The sequence below is a fragment of the Bradyrhizobium sp. genome (assembly GCF_050014615.1).
Lineage (GTDB): Bacteria > Pseudomonadota > Alphaproteobacteria > Rhizobiales > Xanthobacteraceae > Bradyrhizobium.
In genome coordinates this window covers 1-8273 of the sequence record NZ_JBEKCZ010000226.1, presented here as the reverse complement: position 1 = coordinate 8273, position 8273 = coordinate 1, and the positions used below count along the sequence as shown (strand labels likewise).

8 protein-coding genes are annotated in these 8273 nt (G+C 63.6%); 4 read left to right on the top strand and 4 right to left on the bottom strand.

Annotated features, from left to right (window positions below; all coding sequences use genetic code 11):
• Window positions 1-115: 115 nt before the first annotated feature.
• Window positions 116-547, top strand: a complete 432-nt coding sequence (locus ABR948_RS25790) for an outer membrane protein (protein ID WP_428123346.1) — start codon at window positions 116-118, stop codon at window positions 545-547.
• A gap of 87 nt (window positions 548-634) precedes the next feature.
• Here ABR948_RS25790 and ABR948_RS25785 read toward each other — a convergent pair whose 3' ends face one another.
• The 4 genes from ABR948_RS25785 to ABR948_RS25770 all read right to left on the bottom strand — a co-directional run bounded on the left by ABR948_RS25785 (window position 635) and on the right by ABR948_RS25770 (window position 4926).
• Window positions 635-1117, bottom strand: a complete 483-nt coding sequence (locus ABR948_RS25785) for a hypothetical protein (RefSeq protein ID WP_428123344.1) — start codon at window positions 1115-1117, stop codon at window positions 635-637.
• 221 nt (window positions 1118-1338) lie between these two features.
• Window positions 1339-2199, bottom strand: a complete 861-nt coding sequence (locus ABR948_RS25780; protein WP_428123343.1) for a sterol desaturase family protein — start codon at window positions 2197-2199, stop codon at window positions 1339-1341.
• 227 nt (window positions 2200-2426) lie between these two features.
• Window positions 2427-3566, bottom strand: a complete 1140-nt coding sequence (locus ABR948_RS25775; RefSeq protein ID WP_428123342.1) for an AraC family transcriptional regulator — start codon at window positions 3564-3566, stop codon at window positions 2427-2429.
• Window positions 3567-3657: 91 nt separating this feature from the next.
• The gene (locus ABR948_RS25770; RefSeq protein ID WP_428123341.1) at window positions 3658-4926 is read right to left on the bottom strand and encodes an extensin-like domain-containing protein; all 1269 of its coding nucleotides are present in this window, start codon (window positions 4924-4926) and stop codon (window positions 3658-3660) included.
• A gap of 458 nt (window positions 4927-5384) precedes the next feature.
• Between ABR948_RS25770 and ABR948_RS25765 the strand changes: the two genes are divergently transcribed.
• From ABR948_RS25765 to ABR948_RS25755, 3 genes are all read left to right on the top strand, one after another.
• Window positions 5385-6083 carry a DUF2147 domain-containing protein gene (locus tag ABR948_RS25765; protein WP_428123339.1) on the top strand — a complete coding sequence of 233 codons (699 nt, stop codon included), beginning with the start codon at window positions 5385-5387 and terminating at the stop codon, window positions 6081-6083.
• Between the two features lie 233 nt (window positions 6084-6316).
• Window positions 6317-6649 (top strand): hypothetical protein, encoded by a 333-nt coding sequence (locus ABR948_RS25760; protein ID WP_428123338.1) that lies wholly within the window; start codon window positions 6317-6319, stop codon window positions 6647-6649.
• 220 nt (window positions 6650-6869) lie between these two features.
• Window positions 6870-8063: a FecR domain-containing protein gene (locus ABR948_RS25755; RefSeq protein WP_428123336.1), complete on the top strand. Its 1194-nt coding sequence runs from the start codon at window positions 6870-6872 to the stop codon at window positions 8061-8063.
• Window positions 8064-8273 lie beyond the last annotated feature (210 nt).

The following is an 8273-nucleotide window of genomic DNA, read 5'->3' as shown; positions in this document are numbered from 1 at the left end:
CGACTGCGCAGACAACTGCAAATCATTCGACGTCTGGCGGTCTCGCCGGTGGTCAGATCGGTTATAATTGGCAAGTCGCTCCTTCCTGGGTGGTGGGCCTTGAAGCAGACGGCGATTGGGCAAACATCAAGGGATCGACGCTCTGCCCGAATCCCTTCTTCACCTGCGGCTCAAATACGCGCGATCTTGCCTCCTTCCGCGGTCGCGTCGGCTACGCGGCTGGCCCTGTGCTGTTCTACGGTACGGGTGGCGTCGGCTACGCAAATACCGCTTACACGGCATTACCGCCGGGACCCCCCCCCCGTTTGTTTTCACCGGAAATTACAACACGGATCGCTGGGGTTACGCAGCCGGTGTGGGTATCGAGTATGGATTTACGCCCAATTGGAGCGCGAAGTTTGAGTACATGCATTACGGGTTCGACACTGCGAATGCCCCGATGGGGACTCTTTCTGCCACCAACGTCTCGGCGCTCCGTCTGAACATTGATACGCTCAAGGTCGGCATAAACTATCGCTTCGGCGGCCCGGTCGTCGCGAAGTATTGATCATCACTGATATTCGATGGAAAAAGGACCGGCAGCGATGCCGGTCCTTTTTTTCGTGAGGCTAACTCGAAGGCCTGCTATCTGGCCTTACTGCAGTGAAAGCTCCCGCAAAGCATTTTTGATTTCCTTCAACTCATTTAACGCCTTGCAGCTCCTGAGAAGTGGACGCACTTCTCTATCGCCTTGCACTTTTAGGGCACCCAACATCATTGCCACTGATGTTTGAGCGGCTCCTTCAATTTCCAGTCGCTTTTTCGGCTGCAATGGCTTGGCAATCACCGATTCAACTTCCATGGTTGCTACCTGGGATTGAACGTAATTTTTCTTGGCTTCAGCATTGGAAGTCAGCGTTGAAAGACCTCCATAGACAAGCGAGCATTCAGAAAAGCGGCGCACTACCTTTTCGCGCAATTCGACGCCTCCCTTGCTTTCTTCTATTGCGCTATTCATCGCCGCGATGACGTCAAGTACGGCCCATGTGCTGGATTGTGCGTAGGCAAAGCGCGGCGAGATCGGCAAGGCTGATACGCCAAGAACCAGCAGTAAGATCACCCTGGAACTGTCGGACATTACTGGTTCCCCAATTTAATTTAGCTCGCTGCTAACGGCGTTCAGAGGGTTCGTCAACACGGGAAGCGGGCCCCGCGCACGTCGCCAATGGCGGACGTTGCTGGTAACGGAAGCTGCAGACAACGGAAGTGACAGACTTGGCCACCTCTCGCCATAGAACCATAGGCGCGGAACATGGTCCCGTAAATTCCGAGCAGGACCCGTGTCTTGCTCCTGCACGCTCACCAAGTCGTTTTCGCTCTGAACACAGCCCTGGAAGCCGAAGGGTCCGCGATCGGTCGATACGTCCCACCCGCATCAGGCGCCGCCGCCTCGCGCTCACCCCGCAATTGCGTGCGATAGGCGGGATGCTCGGTTCCCATCAGCCGATCCCACCAGGTGAAATAAAGCCCGTAATTATAATGGAAGCTCGAGTGATGCAGGTCGTGATGGGTGGTGGCGTTGATCCATCCGAACCAGCGGCTGTCGGCGAGCGCGCGCGGCATCAGTTCGACGCCGGCATGGCCCATGACATTGCGCACGATCATGAAGGCCATGAACAGAAACAGCCCGAGCACATGCATCGGAACCAACGACAGCCACAGCGGCGTGAACAACGCCATCAGCAGCGCTTCCGGAACATCGAACGCATAGGCCGCGAACGGCGTCGGCGTGATCGAGCGATGATGGGTGCGGTGAAAAAACCGAAACAGCCGCGGATGGTGCATCAGCCGGTGGGTCCAGTAGAAATAGGCGTCGTGCGCGACGATGATCGCGACAAGACTAAGCGCGAGATAGAGCACCCCGGCGGTCTCGAAATCCGGATAGATCGTGAACACGCCGTTGACGGCACCGAACACGATCGCCGTACCACTCAGCGAGAAGATCACCGCGGTCCGCAGCGAGGTGCGGATTTCGCGGCTGACATCGGCCCGCGAAGCCGAGCGGGCCTGGATCTTGCGCCGGCCAAGCCCGGCGCTCCAGAACAGTTTCAGGATCAGCGCCAGGCCTGTGGCCGCGACCACATAGCGGCCGACATCCATCAAGAGGTTGAACGACCAGTACTGCCAGAAGGTGGCCAGCGCATCGGAGAAAGCTTGCATCGGAGGGCTCCGCCAAAATACGACGGACAGACGACGCCTGTCCTGAAGCGCACTCTGAAGCGGATGGGGAGGATGCTCTCGCCGGGTTCTGCTGGGATAAGCGCCGAATTCGAAATCGGCTAGCCGATTTCTGGGGCCTTGGTTCTGGAGCGTGATGAGTTAAAGCTGAGGCGACGGGACCACTTCTCCCTCGCCCCGCAAGCGGGGAGAGGTGAACCGAACTTGCTCTATTCGGCGGCGGCCCGGTCGGTCCGGCTGAGCTGCAGGCGCCGGAACTCGCTGGGGGTCATACCGGTCTGGGCCTTGAACGCGCGGTTGAAGGGGCCGAGCGACTGGAACCCGGCATCCATCGCGATGGTCAGGATCGGGACCGCCTCCTGCGCCGGGTCCGCCAGCGCCGCCGTCACATCGTCGAGGCGATAGCGGTTCAGGAAGGCATTGAAGTTGCGGTATCCAAGGCTGCGGTTGATCAACCGGCGCAGGCCGTGTTCGGGAATGCCGAGCTTGCCGGCCAGGCCCCCGATCGAAAGCCCCTCCTCGCGATAGGCTTTGTCGTACTCCATCAGCCGGCGCAGCGCCGCGAGCAGCCTGGTGTCGTCATCCCGCTCGACCTGATCGCCTGGATCTAACACGGCCACCGGACGGTAGGGCGAAGTCACCTGCGAAGTCACTTGCGAGGAAGTCGCTTGCAAGGATGGCGCGGATGCCGGAAGCGAAATCAGCGCGCTGTCGCCGCTGACGGACAACAGCACGACCGCGAATACCACGGTGAGCGTCAGCAACCCGATGCTGTTGGCGAGATAGAGGATCGGGCCGCCGCTGCCGCCCGGCAGCGCGATCTCGGTCGCGATGATCGCCGCCGAATAGAGCGCCAGCAAAACCACCAGCACACCGCGCAGCCTTCGGCGCTCTTCGACCAGATCGACCGCGCGTCCGGCCAGTACATACCAGACCGCCAACGCGTTGCAGGCCAGTCCCAAGGCGCTGAAGGCCCAGCGCGCCGGCGCTGCGTTAATCAGGAAAGTTGCGTCGATCAGGAAGCATGAAACCAGGCCGAACGCCACCATCGCCAGCCACGCCGCCGCATGCAGCCATGACGGCTTGAAGTCGTCGTCGAACAGCGCCGCGGCAAACAGACAGAACACCAGCGGATTGCCCATACCGATCATGCGCAGCGGCAGCAGCCAGAGCGACGGCACCGGCGCAAACACCGAGGCGGAAACGATGGTGTAGGCGGCCGCGCCCAGCGCGAACAAGCCTGCGAAAACGCCGGCCGGAACGCGCCGCGCGTCGCGCAGCAGCAACGCCGCGATCAACAGCAGCAGAACGACGGCTGCGCCGCGCAATGCGACCTCGAGGAGGGACACGCTGGGCTCCCAACACCATTGCAGGAAATATCAGGCGGAGCTTAGCAAATCGGCGGGCCAAGGGATAGCGTTGGCGATAGGCTGTCGCCCGCTACTCGTCCTCGAACTCGTCTTCCTCGTTGACCTTCTCGCTCTTGTGCCGATGCAGCGGCTGCGGCTTGCTGCCGAGCGATCCCGTCACGTACGGCTCGCGCGCGCCGGAAGCATAGGGGTTGCGCTGCTGCGCCCGCGCCGCCACCTGCTCGCCCGACATCGCGGCCGGCTGGCAGATCAGGCGCCGCGAGGCGCGGCGCATCAGGTCGACATGGATGTGATCGTAGTGATAGGCGTTGGAACCGGGCGCCAGCACGGTGGTGAATTGCTGGCAGGCCGCCGCCTGCACGTCGTGCAGAAAGCCCTGCTCTTCCGGCATGCCGTTCCAGCCATCCTTCACCGAAATGCGCCGTCCGTCGGCGAGCGTGAACGCCGCGATATCGAGCGCGTTGCCGAACGCATGTTCGGAAATATGCGCGCGCGAGTCGCCATTCATGCCGCGGCAGGAATAGGCCGAGATCTGCTTGATCTCGACCACGCGGGCGCCGAACCAGCGCATCGCGGCGGGCTGCACGGAATCGGCGAGCCAGCGATCGAGCACCGAGACGATCGGGCACGCCAGCGTCGCCGTCGGCTTGACCGCAACCGGTCCGAACGCGGCGACAGCGTCACCCTGCGCAGGCCCGAGTCGCGGCAATGGCGGCGGCGCGGAAGCGGCCGCGTCGGGCCGCTCCGAATAGGGCGCCGCTGAGGGCGGACGCTGCGGATAGGGCTGCGCCGGATAGGGTTGCGTCGCCGGATACGACCCTTGATACGACCCTTGCGCCGGCGGTGGCCGGTAGCCCGGCGTGCCGTCGGGCGGCAGATTGATTTCGTCTTCGTCCGGCGCAACGCCCGGTGCGCTCAGCGAAATCGGACCGCTGGACGGCGCACCGTAGCCGGACCCGGGCGGCGCATTGCTGGGATAGGCCGTATCGGGATAAAGCGGCGCCCGTGATGGCGGTGGCGGCGAGACCGGCCAGCGCGGCTGATTGCCGATGGCGGCGGGCGGGCGCAAATCGTCGTCGGCAAAACCGAACGAGCTGTTGACGTCGCCGAGTGCCGCGACCTTGAGCGGAAACTCGGCGCCGCAAACCCCCGGGCCCGAAATCGGGTCGATCCGGACCAGTTCGGCGTTTTCCTTGACCGCGCCGGATTTCAGGCAAGCGATCTCGGCCTCGGCCCGCCACGGTTCACGCTCTTCGGACTGAAAAAATCCGCGACCGCAACCCGCCAACGAGACAAGGACGAAGGAGCCGACGAGATACAAACGAACTCCGCGCGTCATCCGCGCAATCTCAACCAATTTATTTAAGGACTCTTCAACATCTTGATTTCACGACTCTTTAACCACGTTGCCGGTAGCCGGGCACAATCGCGCAAGCACGGATGGACAGTGGGGCTGACTTTTTTGGCGGGGAACGTCCTGCTAGCTTGTTCGTTAGCGGGCAGTGTGAACTTCGAACTGAGCCTGGGAGGTTTGCCAATGTCCTTTGGTCCTTTGGTCACCAGACTGAGCGTTGTCACCGCGTACGTCGTCTTCGCCTTTGTTGGCGCGATCGTGCTCGGGGTGTTCTAGCGTCTCACCCACCCCAACCGGATTTTGATGACGCCCGGCGGTTTGGATCAGTCCAGCCGCCGGGCGTTTTCATGCGCGGTTGCCATCGCGTGACGCACATCACAGAAACCGCCGTTGGCGGCGCGTAGGGTCCGGCCAGATCCACACGCCGCTTTCAGGAGGCTCTCGTGAAAAAACTCTATATTCTCGCCGCGCTGCTGATGGCCACCACGGCCGCCCACGCCGGCAATTCGATTTCGTTCGAGATCGGTGGACAAAAGATCCACATCGAGGCGCCAAAAAATTGCGACGCGCTGTCGTGTCTTCAGATCTCGGCCCCTGGCCTTTCCGGTTCCGGCTTCGGTTTAAAATCCAAACATCTCGACGATGGCGATGACGTCGCCGGGAGCGCCGATCAGCCGGCGCCGAAATCGCCGGCGCCCGTGGTTCAGGCCGCGGCGCCGCCAGCGCCGGTCGCAGCCCCAGCCCCCGTCGCCGCACCCGTCAGCAACCCGGCGCCGGCCGTGGTCGCCGCCACGTCCCCCGCTCCCGTCGTCAAGAACGATGCCGCGCCCGTCGCGCCAGCGACGGCAACGGCCGCGCTGGCGACGCCGGTCGGCATCTGGGCCACCGAAGACAACAAGGGAAGCGTTCGGGTCGAGCCGTGCGGAGCGAACCTGTGCGGATATGCCGTGAAGTCCGGCGAGAAAATCCTCATCAACATGAAGCCCTCCGATACCAAATGGAGCGGACAGATTCACGATCCCGACAGCGGCAGGAATTACGACTCCACGATCACGATGAAGGGCCCGAACGCGCTGCGGGTTCAGGGCTGCGCCTTCGGTGGCCTGTTCTGCGGCGGCCAGACCTGGAGCCGCGTCAGCTGACAGACAGCGCCTGCACCGGTTCAAATACAGGCCCTGCGGATCTCCGCGGGGCCTTTTTTGCGCGCCGCCCCTCGGACGAAACCGAAGGCCGCGCGACGAAACAATTCTGGCGGGCGACGAAACCATTTCGGGTTGGCCGCGCAAAAAGCCTGAAACCGTCGCCGCCTAGGGTGCACCTCGATGAGGCGGCGGATCGGTCCACGACCCGCGCGGTCCAAGACAAGGGGCATCACATGGCTTTGACATCTTCGAAGTTCGGCCGCTGCAAATTGCTGGTCGCCACCGCGCTGACGTTCGGCATGCTGACGACGGTTTCGCAGGCCTATACGATCGAGCAGGAGCAGATGTGCACCGGCGACGCGCTGCGGCTCTGCAGTTCGGAAATCCCTGATGTCGGGCGCATCACCACCTGTATGGAGCGGCAGCGCAATTCGCTGAGCGATCGCTGCAAGGCGGTATTCGAGACCGATCGGCCGGCAGCCGCCACCCAATCTTCGGTGGACGTATCCCCCGCCGCAAAACCCTCCAAGCCGATCAGCCTGACGCCGAAGTTAAGGCACGGCTGAGACATCCGCCGGCAACGATGGCGATGCCGTGCCGTCGCGATGGCGAGAGTTCGTCGCAAATCAAGCTTGATCCCAAGCGCCGCGCTGCTGTCGCAGGATGCGGCGCTTGACGGTTTTGCGCGCGCATGACCAATCTCACGGCATTCATCTGACATTCAGGCCGCAGGGCTCTCAATCGCCGCGGCTACTGCCAGTTCCATTGCTCGCCCGGGATTTGCTTGTGACACGGTATCGGCTTTCATTCGCGCCCTGGCTTCTCTGTGGCTTTCTGCTGGCGGGCACGACAAATGTTTTTGCAATTCCCGCGCCGGTGGAAGCCGGGCTTTGGCCGGATACTCCGGACACGATCTCCGGCCTGACCCGACTGGCGCAGGTGCAGCCGGCACCCGCGCCAGTCCCCGCGCCACCGGCTGCGGCGCCCTCGGCTGCGCCCGCGCAGGCTCCTGAGCCGGTCGGCGCCGTCGCGACCCTGACCGGCAGCGCCACCGTCACCCGCAACAACATGTCGACGCCGCTCAACCTCAAGGACGACATTTTCCAGGACGATGTGTTGCAGACATCGGCCAATTCGACGCTCGGCGTCACCTTCACCGACGCCACCACCTTCAATCTCACGGCCAACGCGCAGATCACCGTCGACAGTTTTGTCTATGAGGAGGGCGGCCAGCAAAACGGCGCGCTGTTCGATATCGGCAGGGGCACCGTGGCCTTTGTCGCCGCCTCGGTCGCCAAGACCGGTGACATGAGAATATCGACGCCGACCGCGACGCTTGGCATCCGCGGCACCACCGGCCTCGTCGAGGTGCCGCAGGGTGCGGCGGCGAACAACCCGAACAATGTCGCGATCAAGCTCTATCCCGATCCCGACGGCCGGGTCGGACATATCGACGTCACCGGCCGCGACGGCACGCGGCTCGGTTCGCTCACCCAGGGCGCCAGCGGCTTCACGATCCGGCCCGGCGCCGGTGGCCGCTTCACCGCGGCACCGCTGATGATCACGCCGCAGCAGGCGCTGCGCGACCAGGGCATCGTGCGCCAGGTTCACGCCGCACAGGCCGTCGGCCGCCAGATCGTCACCGAGCGGCGCATTCAGCGCCAGCAGAATCCGCAGCGCAATAATCCCGCTGCCACGCCGGCGCGGCCGGGCCCGCAGCGGCAGAATGGTCTGCCGCAACGGCCGGGTTCGCAGCCGGGACAACCGAACCGCCAGGGCCAGCCGCAACCACAATTGCGGCAACCCGGGCAGCCGGGACAGCCAGGGAAACCGGCGGAGCTGCAGCGGCCACCCGGTGCGCCCGCCGTGTCTGCCGCCCCCGGCGTGGCGCGGCCCGCATTGCCCAACAAGCCCGCGGCCCAACCCAAGCGGCCGGCCCCGCCGAAGCTCAAGCCGCCGCCGAAGGAGAAGAAGCGGTAGGGCTGTCGCCACCGCGATTCAGGATTATCGGCGCAGATATCTTTCGCGACCGCGTCAGGCCGCGCGCCGCAGCCAGTCGCGTACCTTTTGCACCAGATTGATGCGTGGGCTTTGAGCCGTTTCGACCGCAGCCGGGTTGGCGGATGCAGGCTCGGCGGCCATCGGCGCGGAGGCGTCTTGCACGATATCTTGTGCGTTCCCGACGACCAG